Source organism: Butyricicoccus faecihominis (genome assembly GCF_024462775.1).
In the GTDB taxonomy this organism is placed as follows: domain Bacteria; phylum Bacillota; class Clostridia; order Oscillospirales; family Butyricicoccaceae; genus Agathobaculum; species Agathobaculum faecihominis_A.
This window is the reverse complement of sequence record NZ_JANGCE010000027.1, coordinates 32,309-55,063: the sequence shown is the minus strand read 5'-3', so window position 1 is coordinate 55,063 and position 22,755 is coordinate 32,309. Positions and strand designations below refer to the sequence as shown.

General features: G+C 53.1%; 29 protein-coding genes. 10 read left to right on the top strand and 19 right to left on the bottom strand.

Annotated features, from left to right (window positions below; genetic code table 11):
* The 3 genes from NE562_RS13325 to xerA form a co-directional block, all read right to left on the bottom strand.
* The coding region (locus NE562_RS13325) for a hypothetical protein (RefSeq protein WP_280962923.1) at positions 1 to 190 on the bottom strand (190 nt) is incomplete at its 3' end.
* Complete coding sequence (locus tag NE562_RS13320) at positions 174 to 875, bottom strand: LytR/AlgR family response regulator transcription factor (protein ID WP_280962922.1); 702 nt, start codon at positions 873 to 875, stop codon at positions 174 to 176. The genes NE562_RS13325 and NE562_RS13320, both read right to left, overlap by 17 nt.
* 159 nt (positions 876 to 1,034) lie before the next feature.
* Positions 1,035 to 2,006 carry a site-specific tyrosine recombinase/integron integrase gene (gene xerA / locus NE562_RS13315; RefSeq protein ID WP_280962921.1) on the bottom strand — a complete coding sequence of 324 codons (972 nt, stop codon included), beginning with the start codon at positions 2,004 to 2,006 and terminating at the stop codon, positions 1,035 to 1,037.
* A gap of 75 nt (positions 2,007 to 2,081) precedes the next feature.
* On the opposite strand from xerA, the gene NE562_RS13310 reads away from it, so the two are divergent.
* On the top strand, positions 2,082 to 2,669 hold the full coding sequence (locus NE562_RS13310) for a pyocin knob domain-containing protein (protein ID WP_280962920.1): 588 nt from the start codon (positions 2,082 to 2,084) through the stop codon (positions 2,667 to 2,669).
* 20 nt (positions 2,670 to 2,689) lie between these two features.
* On the opposite strand, the gene NE562_RS13305 is transcribed toward NE562_RS13310, so the two are convergent.
* Complete coding sequence (locus NE562_RS13305; RefSeq protein ID WP_280962919.1) at positions 2,690 to 3,274, bottom strand: hypothetical protein; 585 nt, start codon at positions 3,272 to 3,274, stop codon at positions 2,690 to 2,692.
* A 181-nt stretch (positions 3,275 to 3,455) separates the two neighbouring features.
* Between NE562_RS13305 and NE562_RS13300 the strand changes: the two genes are divergently transcribed.
* The gene (locus NE562_RS13300; RefSeq protein WP_280962918.1) at positions 3,456 to 4,052 is read left to right on the top strand and encodes a hypothetical protein; all 597 of its coding nucleotides are present in this window, start codon (positions 3,456 to 3,458) and stop codon (positions 4,050 to 4,052) included.
* A gap of 4 nt (positions 4,053 to 4,056) precedes the next feature.
* Here NE562_RS13300 and NE562_RS13295 read toward each other — a convergent pair whose 3' ends face one another.
* The 12 genes from NE562_RS13295 to NE562_RS13240 form a co-directional block, all read right to left on the bottom strand.
* Positions 4,057 to 4,983: a hypothetical protein gene (locus NE562_RS13295; RefSeq protein WP_280962917.1), complete on the bottom strand. Its 927-nt coding sequence runs from the start codon at positions 4,981 to 4,983 to the stop codon at positions 4,057 to 4,059.
* A 1-nt stretch (position 4,984) separates the two neighbouring features.
* Positions 4,985 to 5,527, bottom strand: coding sequence for a YmfQ family protein (locus tag NE562_RS13290; protein ID WP_280962916.1), 543 nt, complete (start codon positions 5,525 to 5,527; stop codon positions 4,985 to 4,987).
* Positions 5,524 to 6,606 carry a baseplate J/gp47 family protein gene (locus NE562_RS13285; protein WP_280962915.1) on the bottom strand — a complete coding sequence of 361 codons (1,083 nt, stop codon included), beginning with the start codon at positions 6,604 to 6,606 and terminating at the stop codon, positions 5,524 to 5,526. Before NE562_RS13285 ends, NE562_RS13290 begins: the two co-directional genes overlap by 4 nt.
* Positions 6,603 to 7,022, bottom strand: a complete 420-nt coding sequence (locus tag NE562_RS13280; RefSeq protein ID WP_280962914.1) for a DUF2634 domain-containing protein — start codon at positions 7,020 to 7,022, stop codon at positions 6,603 to 6,605. The genes NE562_RS13285 and NE562_RS13280 overlap by 4 nt, the downstream gene beginning before the upstream one ends.
* Positions 7,022 to 7,285 carry a DUF2577 domain-containing protein gene (locus NE562_RS13275; protein ID WP_280962913.1) on the bottom strand — a complete coding sequence of 88 codons (264 nt, stop codon included), beginning with the start codon at positions 7,283 to 7,285 and terminating at the stop codon, positions 7,022 to 7,024. Before NE562_RS13275 ends, NE562_RS13280 begins: the two co-directional genes overlap by 1 nt.
* Entirely contained in the window at positions 7,278 to 9,131 is a 1,854-nt protein-coding gene (locus NE562_RS13270; RefSeq protein WP_280962912.1) for an XkdQ/YqbQ family protein, read from the bottom strand. Before NE562_RS13270 ends, NE562_RS13275 begins: the two co-directional genes overlap by 8 nt.
* Positions 9,132 to 9,145: 14 nt before the next feature.
* Positions 9,146 to 9,850, bottom strand: coding sequence for a LysM peptidoglycan-binding domain-containing protein (locus NE562_RS13265; RefSeq protein WP_280962911.1), 705 nt, complete (start codon positions 9,848 to 9,850; stop codon positions 9,146 to 9,148).
* Positions 9,850 to 11,835: a tape measure protein gene (locus NE562_RS13260; RefSeq protein WP_280962910.1), complete on the bottom strand. Its 1,986-nt coding sequence runs from the start codon at positions 11,833 to 11,835 to the stop codon at positions 9,850 to 9,852. The genes NE562_RS13265 and NE562_RS13260 overlap by 1 nt, the downstream gene beginning before the upstream one ends.
* 237 nt (positions 11,836 to 12,072) lie before the next feature.
* The gene (locus tag NE562_RS13255; protein ID WP_280962909.1) at positions 12,073 to 12,504 is read right to left on the bottom strand and encodes a phage tail assembly chaperone; all 432 of its coding nucleotides are present in this window, start codon (positions 12,502 to 12,504) and stop codon (positions 12,073 to 12,075) included.
* Positions 12,504 to 12,977 carry a phage tail tube protein gene (locus NE562_RS13250; protein ID WP_280962908.1) on the bottom strand — a complete coding sequence of 158 codons (474 nt, stop codon included), beginning with the start codon at positions 12,975 to 12,977 and terminating at the stop codon, positions 12,504 to 12,506. Before NE562_RS13250 ends, NE562_RS13255 begins: the two co-directional genes overlap by 1 nt.
* Positions 12,978 to 12,990: 13 nt before the next feature.
* Complete coding sequence (locus NE562_RS13245; RefSeq protein ID WP_280962907.1) at positions 12,991 to 14,301, bottom strand: phage tail sheath family protein; 1,311 nt, start codon at positions 14,299 to 14,301, stop codon at positions 12,991 to 12,993.
* A gap of 67 nt (positions 14,302 to 14,368) precedes the next feature.
* A complete protein-coding gene (locus NE562_RS13240; RefSeq protein WP_280962906.1) occupies positions 14,369 to 14,776 on the bottom strand; it encodes a phage tail terminator family protein in 408 nt (135 codons plus the stop codon).
* Between the two features lie 201 nt (positions 14,777 to 14,977).
* Here NE562_RS13240 and NE562_RS13235 point away from each other — a divergent pair, with 201 nt between their 5' ends.
* From NE562_RS13235 to NE562_RS13220, 4 genes are all read left to right on the top strand, one after another.
* Positions 14,978 to 15,184, top strand: coding sequence for a hypothetical protein (locus NE562_RS13235; RefSeq protein ID WP_280962905.1), 207 nt, complete (start codon positions 14,978 to 14,980; stop codon positions 15,182 to 15,184).
* Between the two features lie 17 nt (positions 15,185 to 15,201).
* Positions 15,202 to 15,432, top strand: coding sequence for a hypothetical protein (locus NE562_RS13230; RefSeq protein WP_280962925.1), 231 nt, complete (start codon positions 15,202 to 15,204; stop codon positions 15,430 to 15,432).
* A gap of 284 nt (positions 15,433 to 15,716) precedes the next feature.
* Positions 15,717 to 16,073, top strand: a complete 357-nt coding sequence (locus tag NE562_RS13225) for a helix-turn-helix domain-containing protein (RefSeq protein ID WP_280962904.1) — start codon at positions 15,717 to 15,719, stop codon at positions 16,071 to 16,073.
* A gap of 3 nt (positions 16,074 to 16,076) precedes the next feature.
* A complete protein-coding gene (locus NE562_RS13220; protein ID WP_280962903.1) occupies positions 16,077 to 16,508 on the top strand; it encodes an ImmA/IrrE family metallo-endopeptidase in 432 nt (143 codons plus the stop codon).
* A 30-nt stretch (positions 16,509 to 16,538) separates the two neighbouring features.
* Here NE562_RS13220 and NE562_RS13215 read toward each other — a convergent pair whose 3' ends face one another.
* Both NE562_RS13215 and NE562_RS13210 read right to left on the bottom strand, forming a co-directional pair.
* Positions 16,539 to 17,354 carry a hypothetical protein gene (locus NE562_RS13215; protein ID WP_280962902.1) on the bottom strand — a complete coding sequence of 272 codons (816 nt, stop codon included), beginning with the start codon at positions 17,352 to 17,354 and terminating at the stop codon, positions 16,539 to 16,541.
* A 97-nt stretch (positions 17,355 to 17,451) separates the two neighbouring features.
* Positions 17,452 to 17,790, bottom strand: a complete 339-nt coding sequence (locus tag NE562_RS13210) for a helix-turn-helix domain-containing protein (RefSeq protein WP_280962901.1) — start codon at positions 17,788 to 17,790, stop codon at positions 17,452 to 17,454.
* Between the two features lie 157 nt (positions 17,791 to 17,947).
* Between NE562_RS13210 and NE562_RS13205 the strand changes: the two genes are divergently transcribed.
* The 4 genes from NE562_RS13205 (at position 17,948) to NE562_RS13190 (ending at position 22,008) form a co-directional block, all read left to right on the top strand.
* The gene (locus NE562_RS13205; protein WP_280962924.1) at positions 17,948 to 18,196 is read left to right on the top strand and encodes an AbrB/MazE/SpoVT family DNA-binding domain-containing protein; all 249 of its coding nucleotides are present in this window, start codon (positions 17,948 to 17,950) and stop codon (positions 18,194 to 18,196) included.
* Between the two features lie 228 nt (positions 18,197 to 18,424).
* Positions 18,425 to 19,228, top strand: a complete 804-nt coding sequence (locus NE562_RS13200; protein WP_280962900.1) for a carbohydrate deacetylase — start codon at positions 18,425 to 18,427, stop codon at positions 19,226 to 19,228.
* On the top strand, positions 19,225 to 20,643 hold the full coding sequence (locus tag NE562_RS13195) for a PTS transporter subunit EIIC (RefSeq protein ID WP_280962899.1): 1,419 nt from the start codon (positions 19,225 to 19,227) through the stop codon (positions 20,641 to 20,643). Before NE562_RS13200 ends, NE562_RS13195 begins: the two co-directional genes overlap by 4 nt.
* Before the next feature lie 36 nt (positions 20,644 to 20,679).
* Positions 20,680 to 22,008, top strand: coding sequence for a 6-phospho-alpha-glucosidase (locus tag NE562_RS13190; protein ID WP_280962898.1), 1,329 nt, complete (start codon positions 20,680 to 20,682; stop codon positions 22,006 to 22,008).
* Positions 22,009 to 22,151: 143 nt separating this feature from the next.
* Here the strand turns inward: NE562_RS13190 and NE562_RS13185 are convergent, their stop codons facing one another.
* Positions 22,152 to 22,745, bottom strand: coding sequence for a GNAT family N-acetyltransferase (locus tag NE562_RS13185; RefSeq protein ID WP_280962897.1), 594 nt, complete (start codon positions 22,743 to 22,745; stop codon positions 22,152 to 22,154).
* Positions 22,746 to 22,755 lie beyond the last annotated feature (10 nt).

The following is a 22,755-nucleotide window of genomic DNA, read 5'->3' as shown; positions in this document are numbered from 1 at the left end:
CAAAGCGAAGAATGCTACCAATTTTGTCATTCTGAGAAGCGAAGCGACGAAGAATCTCGCGCGAACGCGCGTTCCCAGCGTAAATTCCGCGCGATCGCGCGAGATTCTTCACTTCGTTCAGAATGACATTTGGGTATTCTTCTGTTTGCAACAGTTTTTTTACAGCTCCTATGCTATTCTGTTTCCACATAAGCGAGCCAGCGTTTTTGCGCCTCCGGATACTCCCGCATCGCTACGGGCACGGTGCCGCCGCTGCGGAGCAAAAAACAGTATTTCCGAATGCCGTTCACATACGCCAGATTGACCACAAAGCTGCGGTGACAGCGGTAAAAACACTCCCCCGGCAGCCGCTCCAGCGCCGCCGACAAACTGCCCGCGCAAGATACGCGGTCCGCGCCGCAGTGCACGACCAGCTCACGCCGAAAAACTTCGATAAAGGAAATATCCCGCAGGGGAAAAGCCGCTTTGCCGCCCTCCATCGCGTCCAGCGTCAGCGTAGGCACGCGCCGATGCGCTTCCAGACAGCGCCGGAGCACCGGGCGCAGCGCGTCCCGCGTCAGTGGCTTCATCAAATAGCTCACCGGATAGCTCCGGTAGCCCGCAAGCGCGTATTCCGGGCTTGCGGTGATGAAAACAAGATCGGTCTCGTCCCCCGCCTCGCGCAGCGCATCGGCCAACTCAATACCGTCCTGCCCATCCATCATGATGTCCAGCAGGATCAGGTCCCAGCTCCCGCCTAGCCGCTTTGCGCGCAGCAGCTCCCGCGCCGCGTGAAAGCGGTCGACCGCGCATTCGACCCGCTCCTCCTTCAGGAGCGAGACCACCAGCCCCGTCATCTGCTCCAAATCCCGCTCCACATCATCACAAATCGCCACCCGATACACCCTCGCACCCCCGCCGCTCATAAATCTGTACCCAATATAGCACATTCGGCGTTTTTTGTATAGGGGACAGTCGTACTCCCTATATACACGCATAGCAAAAACACCTGAGCCCTTTACAATCACCCAGATGTCTGTTTTCCTTTGTATCCGTTAAGCTACGGCTACGATCTTCTCGTATTCATATTTCACGGTTCTTGGTGACAGCTCCGCGTAAATCAGCGTTGTTTTGGGATCTGTATGCCCCAGCAGACGCTGGATCACCGCCAGATCCATACCGCCATTGATCGCATTACTCGCAAAGGTATGGCGCATTAAATGCGGATGCACCCTACGCGGTTCTTTTGCCCGCTCTCCGATCTTCTGCATCGCTTTTTGCACCGCCCGCGCTTTCATTGGGCCATATGGCGTTCGTGAACTGGCAAACAGAGCATCTCCACCCTTCCGCTTATTTAAGTACTCCTGCAGCATTAGCTTTGCGCGCACGGAAAAATAAACGATCCGCTCCTTGTTCCCCTTGCCGAGCACCGTGACACTGCGGCCCTGCCAATCGATCTGATCCAACTTGATCCGCACGATTTCTCCCAAACGGCAACCGCTTGATACCAAAAACTCTAACAACGCTTTTTCTTTATAGGTGCGGCAGCCATCTCGCAGCTTTTCCAGTTCTTCCGGTGTCAGCGGCATACGCGTCTTTTTACGGTCCAATTTGAAGGATTTTATTTTACGCATGGGATTTTTCTTAATAATGTCTTCGACATCCAGCCATGAAAAAAAGGATCGCAGCGTGGTCAGATGGGTCTGAATGCTGCTGTTTTTCAGCTTTCGCTCATCAGATAAGTAGCCCACGTAGCTTCTGATATCATCGCTATTGATTTGCGCAACATGCTTATCCACCTGCTTTGCAAAGCACATAAGCATTTCCTTATAATTTTTCAACGTTTTAGGCGATAATCCGTCGATCCTCTTTGCCGATAGAAATGATAAAATTCGTTTTTTCAAGTTGCTCCGTCGGTGATCCGTTTCCCGTTGAATAACAAACCCATCCATTACCGATTCAATTTGTTCCGCATTAGCACAAAAAACAGCACACAATCTTTCTTTCAGTTCCATTTTTGCATCCATATCGAACACCTCCTTACCGCCATTATATCATGGCGGCAAAGAGATGTCGGTTCGCCTTAGGCGAATAAGGCGGATGTGCCACGAGATATCCCATTTGGATCGAACCTTAATAACTGCAAAGTAGCTGGAGAATGGTATTGCGGAGCAGGTTTAGATGCAACCAACACTCCACCCAACCCTTTTGGCGAAACTGCATTCGGCCTAAAAGTTGAAAAAACTTATGCCCTCGGTATTAAACAAACGTTGTTTTGGTACTATTCGGGTAGTAGTTATTATAGAACATTTACAGGTGAAGAATGGACAGGCTGGGTTAAAATCGCCACCGCCACCCCGCTCGCCGTGTACGATCTGCCGCTGGCGGCGGGGGTTCAGCGCGCGCTACCTGAACCTTGTGAGTACCGGAAATCACAAACGGGTCGAGTATATATAATGGCATGGGTTACTCGGGCAAGCGGAGATTTTCAAGAAGGCGATATAGTTGCCACGTTGCCAGAAGGATATAGGCCTAGCACGGAAATAGTACGTCATGCTGATTGTGCCAGCCATGGTGTACCAAATGGATATTGCCACGCACATATATATCCAAGTGGCGGTATCACAATAGCAGGGTTGCCGCAAAACGCAAATTGGCTAATGATTGATGCTGAATTTTGGGCAGATTAGAGCTCTAAGCAAGCCGATACTTAATTCTCGGCAACAAAAGTAGACGCAAAGGCTAATACATCATTCGCAGACAACGGAGTCCAAGGCAGTGAGATTCTGCCGTCCGTGCGAATTACCGTGCCGTTTATGGGCGTATCGTTTACCACAGCATTGATATATCGGTCAAAAGATGGGCGAAACCCCGCTGGAAGCATCACCAGTGTGGCATCTGTCGCTAAAGCAATGCCTGCCACCAAACGGGCGTTGAGGGTCACAATATTCTCCTGTGTTTTAAAGTATTTTGAAATTCCGACTGTTGACAGGCCATATCCAACTGGCAGATCGTATTCCTGCGGCGGGGTGGCGGTGGCGGCGGTATTCCATGGGGCAAACTTGGGGCTTTCCCAAGCGGCATATCCACGATATGCAGTAGCACCATATCGTGAATAGACCACCTGCAAAAATGTGGTTTCATTCGCGCCTATATTGATAACGCGTCCGAAATCTAAAGGTATTAAGGCAGGTCGGTTGCGCGTGCTACCGTCTACGGACATGTATTTGTTGACCTCAACAAATGCGTCCAGATCAGGGCAGTTTTCGCTCGTCACGGCCACCTTATTCGCCAAGGGCGAATATTTTTAGGCGTAGATATATTTTAACGCTTTTGGGTATTATCTAATAACACATCAATTTTAATTACTGCTATAGCCTCTTTAATTATAGGATTGCTAAAACCATGTATAATTGCTCATTTATGCAATTATATGCAATAATCTTTTAGCGGTTAGTACACCTTAGGCGAATAAGATGGATGTAATGCCAACGCCAATTACGAAAGGGCAAAATGTGCTTGCGCTTCCTCCGGGACGATATAGCGTCGAAGAAATCACCAATGAGCAAATGCGGGCAATGAATCTGCCTGTACATGTTTGGCATTATGAAATCAGCGTGCTTGCTTGCGTAAATCAAGCTGGAGCGACTGACAACTACAAAGTTGTGGTTGTCTACCCCTCTGAACAGGCCCCGCAGTACAATATATTGTCATGGAGTGTGTGGAGTGGCTGGAAGCCCATTGCCACCGCCACCCCGCCCGCCATGTACGATCTGCCGCTGGCGGGCGGATGGGGATATCAGCAAAAAACATGCTATTTTAAAACACAGGATAACGTAGTTACCGTGAATGTGGCAATTAACGCGACGGCGGTTCATCATAGCGGAGAAATAATTGCTACTTTGCCTGAAGGGTATCGCCCGATGCAAAGTTACGAAGCATCCGCCACACTCAAAAACCCTGCGAGCGCAGCCGCTTTATATATAGATACCAACGGCAGTTTACAGAACTACGGAGCGGATATTTCACAAGGTCAGATGATGTATGCAAATATTTCATTTGTAGCAGTTTAGAGCTCTAAGCTGCATAAAACGTGATAAAGCCAAACATTTGGTGGCCCGTACAAAATGCCGCCTCGATCACTCCGTCTCCCCTGACGTTAATAAATCCGTTAACGCCCGTACCGCCTTGGATCGGCAATCCTGCAACGTTTTTGGCGGGACGGTAACCCACAGGAAGCGTTGCGATTGTAGCAAAGCGCGCAGGTGGTTCTCCCGATATCGTTTCTGCCGCCAAATGCACCAAAACCAATCCGTCTTGCGCTTTGCTGTAGCAGTTTTTCCAATCCTCGGAATATTTTTTCACCCCCGCCGCCAGCGGCAGATCGTACACCTGCGGCGGGGTGGCGGTGGCGATTTTGACCCAACGAATACCTGTGCCAGTGTCTTCGCCCATGTACGATACCCGGTCTATTGCTCCGTCAACATAACGTAAATCAACAGTTCTTGTGCCAGCCGCAGTTTCAGAAGCGGATACAGTAATTAAAACGCGTAACGCACCTGTTGGTGTATCCGATGGCTGCCATGTCAATGGTTCCGACTGCACCCATGAATATTGCCCCGGCCCAAGCGCCCATATTTCTTCTATTGATGCCGGAACGATATTCATTGTAATAAACGTGTCCGCCTTATTCGCCAAAGCCGCACCAAGCGCGTCGACTTCCTCCATGGAATGCGTATGTTGCAGCCCAGCGAACACTTTACCTAGCGCTGTTTTGACACCGGTCCACGACAGCCGCTTTTTTATGCCATTTGCCGTGCTGTCCGTTAGGATCAGGCTGTCCGAATCCGCAGGGTTTTCTTTTTCTCCACTCGGTGAAAGTTGTTGTGCGTGTTCCTCTAACGCGGTATCCACCGCATCCCAGTTTTCGTTCTGCACACCAATATCGTAAAAATCATCTATACCCGGCTTAATCAATCCATAATTATCTGTTGTCGTTGCCATATCAGGGTAAAACCTCCTCTCGCAGCTGCGCGTGCGTATAATTCGCGAGCTGACTGTGCGTAAATCTCGTAATTGTTTGATGTTGATTATATTTGAGCATACATAAAGTATCCATATTTGCCGGAACGATCTGCTTCAACAGATCGCCGACTGCCTGAAAATTGTTTTTTGCCGTCAAAGCGACCTTGACAAGAAGATGATACGCCGAGTTATCCAACTCCACATCATATCCGTCCGTGCCGCAAAGCGTTTCCAACTGTCTCTTCAGCATGCGTACTGTATACGGTAGTTGGGCGTTGATTTTAGATAGCACGCGAAAGCGACGCTCCTCCAACGTTTCTGTATCCTTTGGCACGATCTTGTATATTTTTTCATAGCGTTCCACTGCCCGCTCAGGCGCGGTGTGAATAAACTGTGCATCCAACACCTCGTCCGCACAGACAAACAGGGTATCTAACTCGGGATCCTCCACACTACAAAGCAGCTGAAAAGCCTGCGTTTGCAATAAAATCGGCGGTAAATAGAGCGAAAGTTCCTTTCTCATACAACCACCTCGATTTTCTTAAGCGACGGAATGTGGTCAGTTGTGATCTGCACATTTTTGGTTTGACCGTTCAGCGCCGTATCCGCAATATCCAGCACACAGGAAAGCGCTAAGATTCGGGTCTCAATTTGCGCAATTCGGATGACTGTTGCATCCGCATCGGCCCATGCGGCGGCAAGCTCGGCAAAATAATCCCTCACAGCCAACTCGACTTGCTCCCGCGCGTCCTCCCATCTCCAGCCGTCAATAAAGGTAAGACGTGTTGTGATAGACACGGGTTCGTCTTTGACGCCCGCCACCGTTACGGAGTGCCCGATCGGCGCCAGCCCCAGCCCTTCCCCTTGGTTTGCCTGTGGATCAATCTCCTGCTGTACCGCCGCGATTAGCTCCTCGGATGGCACCGTATAATCAGAGGATATAACCGTTAACTTTACCGTTCCGCCGCCGTTCCACACCGGGTAAACCTTAACACCGCCAATACCGTGCAGGGCATTAACCGTTTCTTTGTAGTCGGCCACATTGCCGCCAAATGATTCACCATTGATAGAAGCATAATAGCGCTCGCGCAGCGTCTCTGTCGTGTCTCCATTCTCGCCGGGGATAAGCACGCCCTTGATTTCAGCGCTTTGCAGTCCGTTCACGGACTGAATAGGGATCAGTGTGCCCGTATATTGGTTCCCTTCCGTACCCGGCGTTTCTGATTCCAGCCGATACAAGCCGGGCAATATTTTTTCCTTTACTGCGTAATTTACCGCGCCGCAGCGAAAGCGTGTGCCCACCTGTAATTCAAGCGTGACCGGTCTGGTCTCCGCTTGAATGATCGCAGCCGATTCACCTAGCACGGGCACGCCGCGCTCCTTGCAGCGCAGTATCAAATATTGCAGCGACGCTGTATCAACAAAAGTCTCGTCCATCACCACATCCAGTTCCATGTACGTCTTCGCCAACTCGGCGGCAGCTGGCGCCAGCGCGTCGTAAATAACCGATCCCTCACGCTTATCGACAGAATTCGGCACCCGTGCGAGCATTCGTTTCAGGATCACGTCAAACGTCATCCGGTCCGCATATCTTCCGATCACGCCACTTCACCTCCCCAATTTAGTTCTGATGGGACCTCGCCTTGCGTGGTGTGCACGATAAAGCTTGTCCGTAGTCCGTCCCGCCCGGCTCGCACACAGGTAAAACCGGTCACTTGCAAAATACGATCGTCCTGTAACAGAGCCTCCTCTACTACGTGCTGCAAGCGCGCCTGCAAGTACGGCGTTATGCCTTGACCGAACAGGCTCCGCAGCTCGATGCCGTAATTCCATGAATAGATGGCATAGGTGAACCGCTCGGTGTTCAGCGCCAGAAGGATCGCCTGTCGCATCGCCTCCACTCCGTCAATCTTACCGGATGCAGGTGCGCCGTCAAAGTCCAGACGATAGGTCTGTGTCGGCTGCTCAGCAATCGTAAAATCACCTTTCAGCCCGTCGTTGAAATCGTTGGGTAGCATTATAATCCTCCTTTTTTGTCATAGATCAAATACTGTTGTCCGCCCTGCATACGAAATAAGATCAGCTTGTCACCCTCTTCGAACGACTGCGCGGTCACTCCCTGCCGTACAATAAACGACTCCTTTCCCAGTACCAGCTTTTGTGACAGCCGGACCGTCAGCGGCATGGCCGACTGCACCGTGCCAAAGCATATCTCAACCGGCCTCCGCGCTTCCACCGCGCTTACGGCAATGGTTTTAATCAGTTCAAACAGATCAGGCATGGAACTCCCCCCTTATACCGCTCAGCGTCAAATCCATCGTGTGCAGCCCAAAGGAAAAAGTATGCCGTGCTTTTTCAATGCACATGTAGTTCGAGATATTGATGTCCCCCAGCCCCATGCCGACCGCGACTGACGCCCCCGCGCGGGCGCGCACGTCACCGAATACCTTTTTAATCGACAGTTCGCGCTGCTTCACGTTGTAGTAATCCAAAAGCACCTTTGCCTTTGTTTGCATATCCGCCGATGAAAGAGCGCTGTCCAGTTTCGCATAATATTGCAGCACGCCCCATCGGCCTTGTGAAGCTGTATCGTTCGTTACATATATCTCGCGCTCGCCTGTTTCTCCGTTGTCATAGGCCAGCTTGACACGATCATAAACCTCGTTGTCAATGGACGATGCATAGCTGTATTCCTGCGCGGTATTCTCATCGATCCAGATGGGCAGCAGCATGCTCTCATAGGGTTTCAACGTTAACTTTCCAAAGTCATCGTACAACACGTATATTTTCCCGGTGTTTACCAGCGTTTCATCCGCGGCGTTTCCACAGATATCGAACAGTGTCGTTTCCTCTATGCGTTGTGGTATCTTATACTTGGTATCCGCGATTGTCCCGCAGGTCAGGCCGTAATCCTTTGCCAGCACTCTCAGCAACTCGCTGTACGTCCAATCCGCATAGGAGATCGAATCTTTGTTTTTGAAATAACGTAGCTGGTCGTAACAGGTCACTTGGATCAAGCGACTGTCGCTGCGTTCTTTTTTAAACACATATCCGTAAAACACCGGCTCGCCGTTAAAGCGGAACGATACCGGATTTCCTTCATGAAAGCTCAGGATATCATCCTTGACCACCGTAAATTTGAGTGAGGCGGGTGAGCCGGTCCGCGTTGTTTCCCAAACGATGTCGCCCTCCACCATCGGATTTTGCAGCTCCATTCTACTGTTTTGCAACAGTAATTCAACGCCTGCTGACAAATGCGGTTCGGTCTTTCGCAAAATTTCCTTGCGCGTGCCCGCCGCACCAGTGATCGACTTGACCACAACTCTGGTTATCTCTTTGGGGCTTTGTCCCGCATCTATTCCTTCACCGTCGCCGTCTATGATCGCCGTGCCATATTTGACGCCCCAGCGGTTACATTCCTCGTTCGTGCTCATCAGCAAATCGAAGTGATAGACGCCGTTTTGAATATTGATCGCACCACCCCGGTCATTCACCGTATAGGTCACGCCATCTTGCTCGCTGCCGGTCCCCTGCACCGTGATCTTGGTGCCGAAGGGCACGCTCGCCGGCGCCGCGCAGGTCCGCTTGGACGTATCCAGCGGGTTGCCCAGCGCATCTAGGAAACCGCCTTCCATGGCGTTATTCGCCGGATAATAAGCAGTAAACATGGCCTTGACAACATTTTTTGCGCCGGCACCCGCCTTGCCGGTGTAGTTGGATACCGTGTCGCTGTCTTTGACGAAATTCAAGGGGTCTCGGGCTTTCCCGTTAACCCGAATTTCAAAATGCAGATGACACCCCGACGAAGTTCCAGTGGTACCAACGAGTGCGATCGTCTGTCCAGCCGATACTTTTGCACCGGCTGAAACCAGACGTTTGCTCGCATGCGCGTAACGCGTCGTAATACCGCCGCCGTGATCCAGCTCGATCCAGTTTCCGTAACCTTGCTTTTCATAGTCTGAGATACTTACTGTACCATTACCAGCTGCAATGATCGGCACGCCGTCTGCGGCCGCCAGATCAACGCCCTTATGATAACGGGACGCGCCGGGAATGGAGATATTACGCGGCCCAAATGGGCTTGAAACATAGCTGTAGCTCGGACACGGCCAAACGTATTTACCCATTTGTTATATCCTCCTTATCCCGGCAGCATCAAAACGGTGCCGGGATATATCCAGTGTCCGTTTGATGAACTTGCTAACCCATGTTTTTTTGCTTCCGCCTCGATCGTGCCTTGATTCAGCCGATATATTTCGCTCATACGCATACCGTCCCCCAATTTGATACGCGCGATCTCCCAAAGATTGTCCCCGGGCTGAACAGTGTACGTGGGCGCGGAAGGCGCCGTGGTCGTTTCGCGCTGCTCGGTCACTTCCGCGATCGTCCCGTCCTCAGCCTGCTGAATTTCCACCCGTGCGGTCTTACAGGCCCGCCATTGCCGGAGATCGATCTTTGCCAGCACATCGGTCCCATACCGCTCTGCGTCCTCTAGCAGCTCATACGCTTCTAGCGATACCTGCATGGATCTCGCTTCGATCAGCACCGTGCCCCTATCATCCATGCGGATCACCTCAAACATAAACGGCGCACAGCCGGTCTTTAGGTTTTCCAGCAGGGATAGAAAGTACTGGGCGCTTTGGAAGCCGCTTTGATATTGTGCAAACGAATACTTCCGATTTGGCAGCAGCGCTTCAAAAGAGATTTTGCTCAGGCCGGGCCGTTTGAGTACGCTCACCTCCCCCTCGTTAATCAAGGTGATCGTGTCGTTCTGATTTGCAACCTTTAGCGTCATGGACGAAGGCGTAACAGGCAACAGCACGCCGTCCAAAAAGAATTGATACATCAGCTATGCACCCCCTCGGCACATACCGCCATCTTTTCCGCGACCTTAGCCTCGAGAACATTCACAACGCCGTCAATATCCATGTCGGAGGCGATCGAGTTATGGTTCACCATATCTACCTTAATTTCGGCAGTGGTAAACTGGTTGATCGCCTGCCGTTCCGCGATATCACGCAGCAACTGGATATCTTCGCTCGACATGGCCAGCGATTCAGCCATGATACCGGTATTTTCCGCAGTTGTATTAATATCCTGCGCAGGGTCGTAAGAACCGCTCCCGCTGTACATGCCATTATATAGTCCGCTGGGAGCAATGCCTGACACTCCATCTGGCACCTCTCCCGTCGCGCCGCCGGGCAAGCTGTTTCCCAATAACTCGTCATAAGGCAGGCCATTGAGCGGATTTGATGCGCCGCCAAAAATATTATCTGTACTAAAGGCGTTCTCAAAATTCGCACCCGCATCATAGCCATTTTTATATACTTGTTCGGTGTCTAGCGCATGTCCCTGCTGTACAAACTCAGTCCAGCCGGTCTCATCCTTCACCTTATTGATCTGATCGGTATAACCGTCATAAAAACGGTCTAGTCCCGATGTGATATCGATCGTTACGCCGGGAATCTTGTTGATCAGGGTTTCAATGGACCGCGCCATCTTCAGCATGGTGCCGACTACCTTCTGGTTCAACTGTAAAAACAAAATATAAATAGATGCTACCGGATTCTTAAACACATTCCCAAAAAAGTTTGCAATATCAGCAAAAAGGTTCCAAATAGGCAGGGCAAAGTTGTTGTATAGATAAGCAAACAGCCTCATAAAGTTGCCTGCGATCAGACCAGTCGCGCTGACAGAGGTTCCTTTAAATTTGTTGATCGCCGCTACGACCGCATAAAACACCGCGATTAATGCAACAACGGCGATAATGATCCAAGTGATTGGGGACATCGCCATCGCCGCGTTCAGCTGTAGTTGTGCTGCCGTGGCTATTTTTTTTGCGCCCGTCAATATTGCTTCGATGCCGGCTGAAGCCAAGGTAGCCGCTTTATATATTCCGATTGCCGCCGCAACGCCTAAAATAATCGGTACCAGCCAACTCCAATTATCAGTGACCCATTCGGCCAAGCCTACCAGTGTATTGAACGTCTCGGTCACTAGAGGCGCCACTACCTGCAATGCGCCAATTACACCGGAGATCATATTTTGTACCATATCGCTATTCGCCAGATCGCTCAGCGCCTGCATGATCGGACCGAAGGCGTGCAAGGCATAATCCGAAAAGGTTTGCCATACCTGCCCCCACGTCATCGGCATGGCCGCTAGTTTCTCATCCGTTTCTGCCGTAGCCGATAGCAGCGCGTTCTTAAAGACCGCTGCCGAAAGCTGTCCCTGTGTTGCCAGATCGCGCACCGCTTCCACAGGCTTACCCATATAATCCGCGACGGTTTGTATCGCGTTTGGCGCGGTTTCCATTAGCGTATTGAAATCCTCGCCGCGCAGTACGCCCGCACCTAGCGCCTGCGTTAGCTTACTTGTAGCTTCCGCCGCTTTATCCTGCGATGTACCGGCAAGGACAAACTGCTTGTTCATCTGTTCGGCAAAGGCTACAGTCTCTGCGCTGCTGGAAAACGCATTGCCTGCGCTTTGTCCCAGCTTGCCAACCATATCCGCTGTTTGCATATAGGCGGTGCGCGAGCGTTGCGCCGCCGCGAACACCATGTCCTGTAGCTGTTCTGTCGATTGCAGACCATCGTTCATCGTGTTCAGTCGCGATGTCGTCTGCGAAAGCTCGTCCTCCATGCCCACAAAAGCCTTGGCCTTGGCAACCAGACCTAGATCTTCCGTCACTTTTTTCAGCTTGCCCCCGAAGCTACTGGTATGTGCCGCTGCATTCTGAATATGAATGCTTGTCAGATTCAGCTGCTGATTGACCTGCACCAGCGTGTTTGATATCCCGGTATACATTTGATAGTTCTGTAGCAGTGTCACCAGAATCCTCCTTCCTAAAAAAACTCCAAGGTAACCGCGCCGCCCCGCTGGGCGGCGCGGCCCCTTACTTTCGCTTTGCCTCCCGTTCCGCTTTGCGCTCGGCCTCGATCCGCAGCTCGATGGCGGCGGTAAGGAAGGCCCGCTCGTTTACAGGCAGTGCAAGGAACTGAGAAGGCAACAGGTGGAGCTTGTGGAGGCAATAGTAAGCAAGGTTCGCATCACTGTCGCCCCCCTCTATTAGTTTTTTGCTTCTTCCACCTTGTCCGCCATCGAAACGTCAAAGCCGCAGTGCTCCTGCACCTCGGCGGCAAGGTCGCCCAGCTCGCCGGGGGTCAGCATGGCGCGCAGGAGCGCTTCCGCGTCCTTCACCTTGTAGCTGTCCTGCAACGCGGCGTCGTTCAGGTTGGGGTAGACCACACAGGCCGCGCACAAAGCGGACATATAGCCCGGGCCGTCAAAATCCTGTACATACTGGCCGCGCTTGCCCGCCTTGCCCGGGGCCGGAACGCGGCGCATAAAGTTCTTGCGCAGCGTTTCGTCCTCGTCGTTGGTGATCGCGCGGATCTCCCACGGGATGGCTTTGCCATCCTTCACAAAGCGCTTTGATACCGTCACCTTGCGGTTTTCCACCGGCAGGGCGTTGCCCAGCATAAATTCCTGAAAGTCCATTATCGCATGCCCTCCAATTCGTCAAAAGTCTCGGGCAGTTCAAACTTGTCGAAGGTGCCCGATAGCTCTTCGTCCAACAGGTTTTCGCCCGCCGCGAATTTGGCAACCACCACGCTGTCCAGCAGGCAGCCCTTTAGGATGGTCGACTGGCGGCCCACCGCCGCCGAGGGGTCTTCGTTTTCGATCTGGATCTCAAGCTCCGGCATATAGCCGGTATCCTGATAGGTCTTCATCACCCGGCGCAGCACGGACTGGTTGTAGTGCGCCTTGCCGGAAAATTCGCCTGTGCCGCCCACCGTCTTGTGGCCCTTGTTGACGCGGCCGAGAATGGGCACGTCAACAATGTTGGGCTTATAAGTCGCGCTAAACTCGGTCATTTGCAAAAACTTATAGCGGCTGCCGTCGATGGTGACAAAGCAGCTTGCCAGCGAACCGGAGATCGCGTCTCTTGCGTCAAGTACCGTATCGTTCAATTTCTGTCCCTCCTTAATTTACCGTTACCGTCATATACAACTTGCTCATCGCGTTGACCGGGGTCACCGACGCGCCGCATACGACCGCCTTTTTGCTCTCGCCCTGCGCCACCGTCACATCGTCCGAAACAAAGTTTTCGATTGCGCGCATGGCTTGCAACTTCTCCAAAAGCGATACAACGTCGCTCCAGAAGCTCACGCGGCCCGCGTTATCGTTCGGGATCGCGCCCAGATATTTATCGCTGAACAGCACGGCCACATCGTTGCCGATCTGGTCGAGCACGCGCACGGTCTGGTTAGCCGCAAAATCTTCTCCCTTGCCCTCCGTAAAGGAGACAAAGGTGTTGATATCGTCCAGCACGCGTGTTTCGTCGCCCACGCGGTGCATCACGAACTGGCCCTTTGCCAACGCGTCGGCCAACTGCGCTTGACTGAGCGACGCGTCTACTGTAAATGCGCCGTTGTATTTGACGTTTTGCACGCTCTTGTTCACCGCGCAGCCGGCCTGTGCGCCGGTCACCCAGTAAACAAGGGACGATTCCGGCCAGCCTTCCTCCGTCACCGCGTTCTGCACGCCGATCACACCCTCGTGATCGACCGCGCCGGGGCGGTATAGCACGGTCTGGAACTTTACGCCCTGCTCGTCGCGCAGGCGCTTGGTGAATTGCACGAACAGCGATTTTACCGCCTCGTCCGTTGCCGTGCAGCCCAACGTGTTGAAGCTGTACGGCTCCACCTTATCCAGAAACGCCTGATAATCGTCGCCGGTTAATGCCGCCGCGTCCGCGCCGTCAGCCAGCGGCGTACCCGCCGTTACCGCAAGCGTGGCGCTTGTCTTCCAAGAGACAAACTCGTTGCTTTTCAGCTCGTCCGCCGCCGCCACTATCTGCATGTCGCGCACGCGGCCGTCAAGCAGGGTGGAAACGTCGAACTTGTCCGCATCCGCCGCGTTTTTCGCGATCACGATCTGGATATCGTTGCCGCGTGTGCCGGTGTATTTCGCGGTCGCGAAATCGTTCGCCGCCTTCACGCCCGCGCCCAAGCGATAAAAATACGCCTTGCGAATATTGGAAAACAGATCGCGCAGTCCCTTCATTTTTTCATGCGTGTAATCGTAGCCGAAGAGCGAAAGCGAATCCTTCTGGAAAGCCTCCGCCGTCACCTCGAAAACCTCGCCCTCCGGGCCCCAGCCCCATGCAAGGGGCATGGCCGCCACGCCGCGGTCGGACAGTGCCGCCGTCGCGCGGGAAGCCGATACAAAGTTGATGTAGCTGCCGGGCAGAGGCTTATTCTGCGTCTGCCAAGTTCCGCCGCCAAGTGCCATGTTTACTTCACCGTTCCTTTCAAACCATTCCTGTTGTTTTGTTGTTTTCCGATCCGAGATATGCTTTTCATGCTTTCACGCCCTGCGTCTGGTTTAGCGTGTCCATCGGCTCCACCTCGCGAGCCGTGCGGACAAAGTGGGAAAAGACCGCTGTCAAGTGAAGCGTTCCCTCGGTCACCTCCCAGCTCATCGCCGTCGCACGCACACCGGGCAGCGCGCCAAGCAGGCCGAAAAGCGTTTGCGCCGCTTGTCCGCATTCCGCATACGGGCCCATCTCGCTGGGATAGTACCGCACCGCGAATTGCTCTTCCAGCAACAGCCGCTCCCCGGGATACGGCTGCGCGCCGCCCTTTATCGGCGCAATGACAAAGCAAGGCTTTGCAAAGCCCGTTTCCGGTTCCTCGGTGTACAGGCCGCAGCTTTCCGCCGGATAAACCGTGCGGATCGCATCCGCGATTTTCTGTGTGATGTTCATTTACCGCCTCCCAAAACTGCCGCGCATGTTTTTCTGTCGGGGATATTTCCGCGTGTCCCGCCGCCGGCCGGCCTAGGCGGGGCGCGTTCCCCACGGGGCCGTGATCGGCCGCTCGTTTTCATGGTCATTTTGTTTTTCTCCTCTCTTTTGTCATGCATGTTTACCCTTTCTTTGGCAAACGCTAGGGATGAGGTGATTTTTATGTCTTTGAAAAACGTTCATTTCCAATGCGTCGGCACGCCGGACGACCCCGCGCTGAAAACTCAGCTCAGCTCAATCCCGGGTGTTGTCGAAATGGATATCGACGCCAAGAGCCACGCGGTCGATGTCCTGTATGACGACACTCGCGTGTCTAACATCCGCATCGAAGCATGCCTGAACAATGAAAACTACCGCATGCAGAGCTAAAACAGGAGGTTATCGCTATGGCTAAAGCAGGTATGCGCCGTCCCGATCCGGAGGCGCCGCACGGCACGGAAGCGCACCAGCGCAACCATTTTGCAAAGAACGCTACCGCGCCCGTTCCGGAATTACAGGGGCATGCAAAGCATGGACACGAAAAGGCTCGCCCCATTATAGAAAACGGCGACCGAACCCCGCTCAAGGTCTTTCATGAGCTCAAGGGCGACGGCTCCGTCGGCGACGCAACCCCTTAAATCACCGCCCCCTCGGGGGCGGTTTTTTATCGCCTCGCTGTTCTGCAAGTCCCGATTAACGGACTTGTTCTGTGGTATCATGGAATTATCCCCCTATACTGTGCTTCTTTTGGTCAAAATCCGTTGACAGGTACGCATAATCGTACTATCATAAGGTTATACCAACTGCACGAACGCTATTTCGTACTTGCTGTATTCATGATAGTACTTATTTCAGTACTTGTCAATGCAAAAGAACGCTTTTCAGTACTTTCAGCGTTATGCACAAAAAGGAGCATACGTTTATGACCGATCTGTACACAAATATTAAAGCCGCCTGCGCGGCACAGGGCATATCGCCCAGCGCCATGTGCCTGCGGCTTGGCATGAGCAAAAGCACCATGTCCGATCTAAAGGCGGGCAGAAAGAAATCGCTCACCTCGGAAACGCTCACAAGGATCGCTGAATTTCTGCATGTCACGGCGGACGAACTGCTTTGCGGCACGGCACAAGAGAAGCCCGCCGGTAAACCGGCGGGCCTTCGGCGGGAAGATATCAAGTTCGCGGTCTTCGGTGACCCGGATGTGGACGACGACCTAATGGAAGACGTTATGGCGCTAGCGCGCACCATGATGGAGCAGCGGAAAAAGAAAGGAAAATAGCTCATGACCCAGCGGGAGAAGCTTCGCGCGCTGGCGCGCGCGCAAGAGATCGACATCTATGAAACGCCCATGAAAAAAGCGGAAGCGCTGGCCGCCCAAGTGGGGGATACGTGCGCCATCGCGCTCGATCCCGCCATGCTTCGCTCGCAGGCGGATGAAACGGTCAAACTCGCGCACGAGCTGGGCCACTGCATGCGCGGCGCGTTTTACACGGAGCTATGCCCGTTGGAGACCCGCGGCCGGCACGAACACCGCGCCAACGTATGGGCGGCGCGGCGGCTGATCCCTTGGCCCCAGCTTCGCGCGGCGGTCGCTGCGGGCCTTACCGACCCGTGGGAGCTTGCCGAGCACTTCGGCGTAACCGAGTCCTTTCTCAACTGGACCGTCGCCTACTACACCGGCCAAAAGGGCTACCGCTTCACAAACGAACTATAGTATCCCGCGCAGCGACATCGCCTCGACGCTTTACTCGTCCGGCGTTGGAATAAACTGATTGATCTCTTTGGCCTGTTTGATCGCGTCCTTCAATATTTTCATCTGCTTCTCATCGAGTGGCGGTAACGATTTCAGCGTTTGCTGTGTTACCATATAAGTTTTCCACAATTTATTTTGAATCGCTTCCCGCTCTGCGCGCTCTTCCGGCGTCGCAGCCGTGTCCCGCGCATCCTGCGTCTCCCGCTTGTCCGCCAAGAAATAGCATTGTCTTACATCAGACAGTTCCTTTTTCAGTTCACGTACCGCGCCCATGATGCTGTTGAGCATTACTTCGTTCATCTCATTTTTGCTTAAGCCCTCCTCGGGCATTTTTGCGCTCGATAATTTAAGTAGCTTGATCAGTGAGTTGTAGCGCGGCTTACTCTCGGTCTCTAAGATCGCCCGCCGGATGCAGTCCTGACTTTTCAGCACCTCGCTATATAGCAAACGGGGGTCATAGTCCAAACAGGAAATGCCGTTGATATCGAAAATGCGCTCGGTCCCCTTTTCCTGCACAAGCACCACGGGCTTATCAAACGCCTGACGGATGCCCAGCTCGAACAAAACGTTTGGGTTGCGTGTGCTCAGATCACAAACCGCCATCGGTGCTTGGATCAAATTTTCAATGATTTTGGCTTGAATCAGTCCACTGCTGGAATCCTCGTCCACTCGGTGCGGCTCATAGCCCGCTGACTCTATCGCGGGCCGGAAAATGTCGCGATAAATGCTTGCAAAATGGCCCTCGTCATAACCCGACGGGTCGCTGATCGGCATAATGACAAAGCACATGCCCTTATTTTCCTCCATCTATGCCACCCCATCTTTCTGTTTTTTTCATCATAGCACAGCGCGCTGTATTTTCAAGCGCATAAAAGCGCCCGGACGGCAAAGTCCGGGCGCTTCCTTATTTCTCTTCGCGGGCTTTCAGCATGATATTCGCGATCGCGTATAGCGATTCCGCGGCAAATTCGCGCTGGTCGGCATTGAGCGAAGCGATCGCTTCCGCGGCCAGCATGACCGGGTCGAGCCGCTCGGTGCCAGTCAGCAGGTAATCGGTGCTCACTTGCAGCCCCTGCGCCAGACCGAGCGCGGTCTTTGCCGATATCCCCCGCGCACCATTCTCCACATTAGCCAAAAATTGGGGCGATATGTTCGCGGCTTCCGCCAATTCCTCCCTCGTCATATTTCGTTTTTCGCGCAGCGCACGGACGCGTCCACCTACAATTTGATAAAATTCTGCCATTTTATACACCTATTTAACCTATCGAATAAATCATTATTACTATAGTATATTTCCATAAGAACAAGTGAAATAATCAATAGAATGCAATTATAATCTATTGATTCAGTTGTCGAATCATGGTACAATTTGAGAAAAGATGGATGAAAGAGTGATAATGATGAAAAGTACCGGTATTGTTAGGAAAGTAGATGAACTTGGCAGAATCGTGCTCCCTATGGAATTGCGCAGAACGCTGGATATCAGTGTGAGGGATTCTCTGGAAATTTATGTGGACGGCGACCAGATCGTTCTGAAAAAGTATGAGCCCGCCTGTGTCTTTTGCGGAAATGCAAAAAACGTCATCCATTATAAGAACAAAAATGTATGTAAGGGCTGCATGTATGATATTGCAAAAATCGCCGAGTAAACCAAATACAGAGTAAGAGCGCGTTGCTTTCCGCTGCAACGCGCTTATTTTTTTGCGAAAACGCCGCTCTGTCAACCATATATACAAAACGCATGGGCTTTATTTAGACAGAATTCATAGTTACAAACGCCAGATTTGCGTAACCTGTTTCATAACTTATATTTTATATTTACGCTGCGTCGGCAACAAGATATACTGAGAGCACCACAAAAGAAAGGGAGAAAGAGTATGAAGAAACTGATACTCAACGCGGATGATTTCGGCTATTCCTACGGCGTCAACTACGGTATTCTGGAAAGTCATCTGCGCGGTATTTTGACATCGACCACACTCATGGCGGGTATGCCGGGGTTTGACCATGCGGTTTCACTCGCGAAAGCCCATCCGACGCTCGGTATCGGCGTACACCTGACGCTCACCTGCGGCCGTCCGGTGCTTGGCGGCCACAAAACGCTCACGGAAGCAAACGGGACCTTCCACAGCCTTTCCTTCTACAAACAGGAGGACACGGTGCTGGACCCAAACGAAGTCTACGACGAATGGAAGGCGCAGATCGAAAAGGTGCTCGCCTCCGGTATTGAACCGACTCACTTCGATTCGCACCACCACGTACACATTTTCAAGGGGCTGGAATCCGTGTTCGTGCGCTTGGCCAAGGAATACGGCCTGCCGGTACGCAATTCCAAGCCCGGCCGCACGGATGGCGATATCGAGGGCGTGCCGTGTCCGCACTGCCTGATCGATTTTATTGAAAACTCCAACGTCCATTTTCATACCCCGTTGCCCGAATATGCGGTCGGCATTTGGGATTGCATGCAGCGCATCGTCCGCGAAGCGTTTGAAACCATGGACACGGTGGAGGTCATGTGCCATCCCGCTTACCTCGATACGGACGTAATGCTCACCTCGTCCTTCAACCTGCACCGTATGTGCGAGGTCGACCTGCTCGTAAGCCCCGATACCCGGGCCTATGTGGAGCGGTTGGGCGTATCCCTTGCAAGCTATAAAGGATTATGGGAGGAACAGAAATGAAAGCGGCACTGAACAGTTTAAAAAAGAAATTAGCGCAGCTCGGGCGCTCCATGCTTGTCCCGGTCACGGCTATGCCGGTCGCGGGCATCCTTTCCCGCATCGCGTCCGACGATATGCTAAACATTCCGTTGCTCAAGACGGCGGGCGACATCGTATTCGGCAATATGGATATCTTGTTTGCGCTTGGCGCGGTGGTTGCGTTTGCCAAGGCAAAGGACAAAGTCTCTCCCATGGTGGCGAGCTTGCTGTCCATTCTCGTACTGAAGGCCACCTTCGCTTCGCTGGATGATACCATCAACATGGGTATTTTCGCCGGCATCGTCGTGGGCTGCTTCACCGCGTGGATTTTCAACCACAGTAAGGAATGGAACACCCCTAAGATCTTTGACTTCTTTACGGGTGAAAAGTTCGTCATTACCTTAGCGCCCATCTTCACCGTCGCGCTCGGTTATGCGCTCAGCTATATCTGGCCGCCCATCCAGCTGCTGCTCGACGGCTTCGCCATCGGTATTGCCAGACTCGGCGCAATCGGCGTGTTTATCTTCGGTTTCTTGAACCGTCTGCTCATTCCGGTCGGCCTGCACCACGTGTTCAACTCTTACATCTACTTCAACCTTGGCTCCTACACCCAGCCGGACGGCACCGTCGTCACCGGCGAAATGACCCGCTTCCTCGCGGGCGACCCAACCGCGGGCCTGTTCCTGTCCATGTTCTTCGTTGTCATGATGTTCGGCCTGCCCGGCGCGGCGCTCGCCATGTACAAGTGCGCCAAAAAGCGCAAAAGCGAGGTAAAGGGCCTGATGACCTCGTCTGCGATCACCTCGTTCGTCACCGGCATCACCGAGCCGCTCGAATTTTCCTTCATGTTCGTCGCGCCGCAGCTTTATTTCGTGCACGCGCTGTATACCGGCCTTGCGGGCGCGGTGTGCTATCTGCTCCATATCCGGCTCGGCTTTTCCTCGGGCGGCAATATCATCGATATGACGCTCAACTGGGGCCTTGGCAGCAATGTGATCTTAATGATCCCGGTCGGCGTCGTTTTCTTCCTGCTCTACTTCTTCACCTTCCGTTTTCTCATCAACAAGTACGATCTGAAAACGCTTGGCCGCGAGGATGATTTCATCGATTCGCAAGAGATCACCGAGGAAGAAAAGACCGCTACCCTGTCCAACAAGAACTACGCCTACATGGCCAAGAAGATCCTCGAAAACCTTGGCGGCGCGGGCAATATCGAAAACATCGGCAAGTGTATGACCCGCCTGCGCGTCGAAACCCGCGACGCTTCTCTGATGAATCTGGACAAGATCAAGCAGATGGGCGTCAAGGGCGTGGTCACGCTTTCGGATACGAGCATTCAGATCATCATCGGCTCCGAGGTGCACAACGTCATGGCTGAGATCGAGCAGATCATTTAAACAACCGTTTTCCTTTCTGTTTAGGAGGCATATAGTATGAAAAAGAATAAATTTGTAGTCGTGGGCGCGGGTTCGTCCTACACCCCCGCGATCGTGGCCGTGCTGCTGTCCCGCAAGGACGACCTGAAGCTCAGCGAGATCGCCCTTTATGATATTGACGAAAAGCGCGTGCAGCGCACCGGCCGTTTCTGCGAGATGTACGCCGCCGAGCGCGCGGACGGCGTGCCGGTTACCTACACCACCGATATGGAAGAGGCGTTTCGCGGCGCGAACTTCCTCTTCGTACAGATCCGCCCGGGCTGCAACCAGCAGCGCGAGAAGGACGAAAAGATCCCTCTCAGCCATAATATCCTCGGTCAGGAGACCTGCGGCCTCGGCGGCTTCTCGTTCGCATTGCGCTGCATCCCCGCTATTCTCGATATTGTGGGCAAGGCGCAGGAAATCTGCCCGGACGCGTGGATCCTGAACTACTCCAACCCGGAGGCCATGATCTCGGAAGCGATCTACCGCACCTATCCGAACGCCAAGGCCCTATGCATCTGCGATATGCCGATCTCGCAGGAGGAGACCATCGCGGACTTCCTGCAAGTGCCCCATCAGGAATTGACCTTTCAGTACTTCGGCCTGAACCACTTCGGCTGGTTCACCCATATTTACGATAAGGAAGGGCGCGACCTGCTGCCCGCCCTGCGCGAGCGGGTGCTTTCCGGCGAAAAGATCAGTCTGGTCAACGCGGAGGCTGAGGAAAAGCACGATAACTACTGGGGCGAAATGTACGAGCATGCGATCGACGGCTTCCGCGCCTTCCCCGAATTTTTCCCGTTGGTCTACATGTCCTATTACTACTTCCACAACGAGATCGTCTCCCATATGGATAAGGGCTATACCCGCGCCAATTACGTGCTCGATGTACGTGAAAAGGTTGTGTTTGACGACTGCGAGCGCTGCATCGAGGCCGGCACCACGAAGGACAGCGCGCTGCACACCGGCGTGCACGGCAACTACATCGTCGATATCGCGAATGCGATCATCAACAACACCCGCGAACGGTTCATCATCAATACGATGAACCGCGGCGCGATCGGCAATTTCAACCACGACGCGGTGGTAGAGATCCCCTGCTATGTCGGCTCGGCCGGCATCGAACCGGTATCGGTCGGCTATATCCCGCAGTTTCATAAGTCCCTGATGGAAGCGCAGAAGGGCTATGAAAAGCTCGCGGTCGAAGCCGCGCTCACCGGTTCCTACCAAAAGGCGCTCGAAGCGGTCCTGCTCAACCGTACGGTCCCCTCCTATGCGGTCGGCAAGGCTGTTTTGGACGAACTGATAGAGGCCAACAAGGGGTACTGGAACGAATTAAAGTAACCCTCACAAGCCGCTATCGGAATAAAAAAATCAGCTGCAAAGCCCGCAGCTGATTTTTCTATTTCTTTTTCATCGTTAAAAGGACGGTACACGCGCAAAGAATGGCCGCGATCCAAAGAGCGGTGTTCCTGTAAAACGCTTTCCTATGCTTTATCCCCCATTTTCCCGCGCAGCTCCGGAAAGGGGATCAGGGGCGCGGGAACGTCCGGATGTTCGCCCAATAGCTTTTCCATCCAAACCATATCGTACCATGTGCCGAATTTGTAGCCGCATTTGTGGAACCTTCCCACGATGGCGTATCCCAAATGCGCATGGAACTGCACGCTGTTTCGGGTCAGGTATGTATCCTCGTGTTCCGGATAGCCGATGCACGCGTTCAGATTCAGGATATGCTGCGCTTTCGATAGTTCCTCCAACGCCCCGTACAGCATTCGTCCAAGTCCTATCCCTCTTCTGCTCTCTTTCAGATAAATGGAAACCTCCGCGGCCCAATCGTAGGCGGCCCTGCCGACGAACGCGCCGGTGTAGGCATAACCCAGTATCTCGCCGTTTTTCTCCGCCACGATGTAAGGATACCGCTTAAGCGTGTTCTCTATTCTCTCCTGAAATGCGGCGAGGCTCGGCGTCTCATATTCAAACGTAATGGCGGTCTTGCTGACATACGGCGCGTAGATCGCCAATAGCTGCTCCGCGTCGGCCGTCGTTGCCGCGCGGATACGGATATCGTCGCTTTGCATCTTTTTGTTC

Excerpts from the sequence above, each read along its gene's own strand:
- xerA (WP_280962921.1), bottom strand. The coding sequence starts at position 2,006 with ATGGATGCAAAAATGGAACTGAAAGAAAGATTGTGTGCTGTTTTTTGT.
- NE562_RS13300 (WP_280962918.1), top strand. The coding sequence starts at position 3,456 with ATGGATGTAATGCCAACGCCAATTACGAAAGGGCAAAATGTGCTTGCG.
- NE562_RS13295 (WP_280962917.1), bottom strand. The coding sequence starts at position 4,983 with ATGGCAACGACAACAGATAATTATGGATTGATTAAGCCGGGTATAGAT.
- NE562_RS13290 (WP_280962916.1), bottom strand. The coding sequence starts at position 5,527 with ATGAGAAAGGAACTTTCGCTCTATTTACCGCCGATTTTATTGCAAACG.
- NE562_RS13280 (WP_280962914.1), bottom strand. The coding sequence starts at position 7,022 with ATGCTACCCAACGATTTCAACGACGGGCTGAAAGGTGATTTTACGATT.
- NE562_RS13275 (WP_280962913.1), bottom strand. The coding sequence starts at position 7,285 with ATGCCTGATCTGTTTGAACTGATTAAAACCATTGCCGTAAGCGCGGTG.
- NE562_RS13270 (WP_280962912.1), bottom strand. The coding sequence starts at position 9,131 with ATGGGTAAATACGTTTGGCCGTGTCCGAGCTACAGCTATGTTTCAAGC.
- NE562_RS13265 (WP_280962911.1), bottom strand. The coding sequence starts at position 9,850 with ATGTATCAATTCTTTTTGGACGGCGTGCTGTTGCCTGTTACGCCTTCG.
- NE562_RS13255 (WP_280962909.1), bottom strand. The coding sequence starts at position 12,504 with ATGGACTTTCAGGAATTTATGCTGGGCAACGCCCTGCCGGTGGAAAAC.
- NE562_RS13245 (WP_280962907.1), bottom strand. The coding sequence starts at position 14,301 with ATGGCACTTGGCGGCGGAACTTGGCAGACGCAGAATAAGCCTCTGCCC.
- NE562_RS13240 (WP_280962906.1), bottom strand. The coding sequence starts at position 14,776 with ATGAACATCACACAGAAAATCGCGGATGCGATCCGCACGGTTTATCCG.
- NE562_RS13235 (WP_280962905.1), top strand. The coding sequence starts at position 14,978 with ATGTCTTTGAAAAACGTTCATTTCCAATGCGTCGGCACGCCGGACGAC.
- NE562_RS13230 (WP_280962925.1), top strand. The coding sequence starts at position 15,202 with ATGGCTAAAGCAGGTATGCGCCGTCCCGATCCGGAGGCGCCGCACGGC.
- NE562_RS13225 (WP_280962904.1), top strand. The coding sequence starts at position 15,717 with ATGACCGATCTGTACACAAATATTAAAGCCGCCTGCGCGGCACAGGGC.
- NE562_RS13220 (WP_280962903.1), top strand. The coding sequence starts at position 16,077 with ATGACCCAGCGGGAGAAGCTTCGCGCGCTGGCGCGCGCGCAAGAGATC.
- NE562_RS13215 (WP_280962902.1), bottom strand. The coding sequence starts at position 17,354 with ATGGAGGAAAATAAGGGCATGTGCTTTGTCATTATGCCGATCAGCGAC.
- NE562_RS13210 (WP_280962901.1), bottom strand. The coding sequence starts at position 17,790 with ATGGCAGAATTTTATCAAATTGTAGGTGGACGCGTCCGTGCGCTGCGC.
- NE562_RS13205 (WP_280962924.1), top strand. The coding sequence starts at position 17,948 with ATGAAAAGTACCGGTATTGTTAGGAAAGTAGATGAACTTGGCAGAATC.
- NE562_RS13200 (WP_280962900.1), top strand. The coding sequence starts at position 18,425 with ATGAAGAAACTGATACTCAACGCGGATGATTTCGGCTATTCCTACGGC.
- NE562_RS13195 (WP_280962899.1), top strand. The coding sequence starts at position 19,225 with ATGAAAGCGGCACTGAACAGTTTAAAAAAGAAATTAGCGCAGCTCGGG.
- NE562_RS13190 (WP_280962898.1), top strand. The coding sequence starts at position 20,680 with ATGAAAAAGAATAAATTTGTAGTCGTGGGCGCGGGTTCGTCCTACACC.
- NE562_RS13185 (WP_280962897.1), bottom strand. The coding sequence starts at position 22,745 with ATGCAAAGCGACGATATCCGTATCCGCGCGGCAACGACGGCCGACGCG.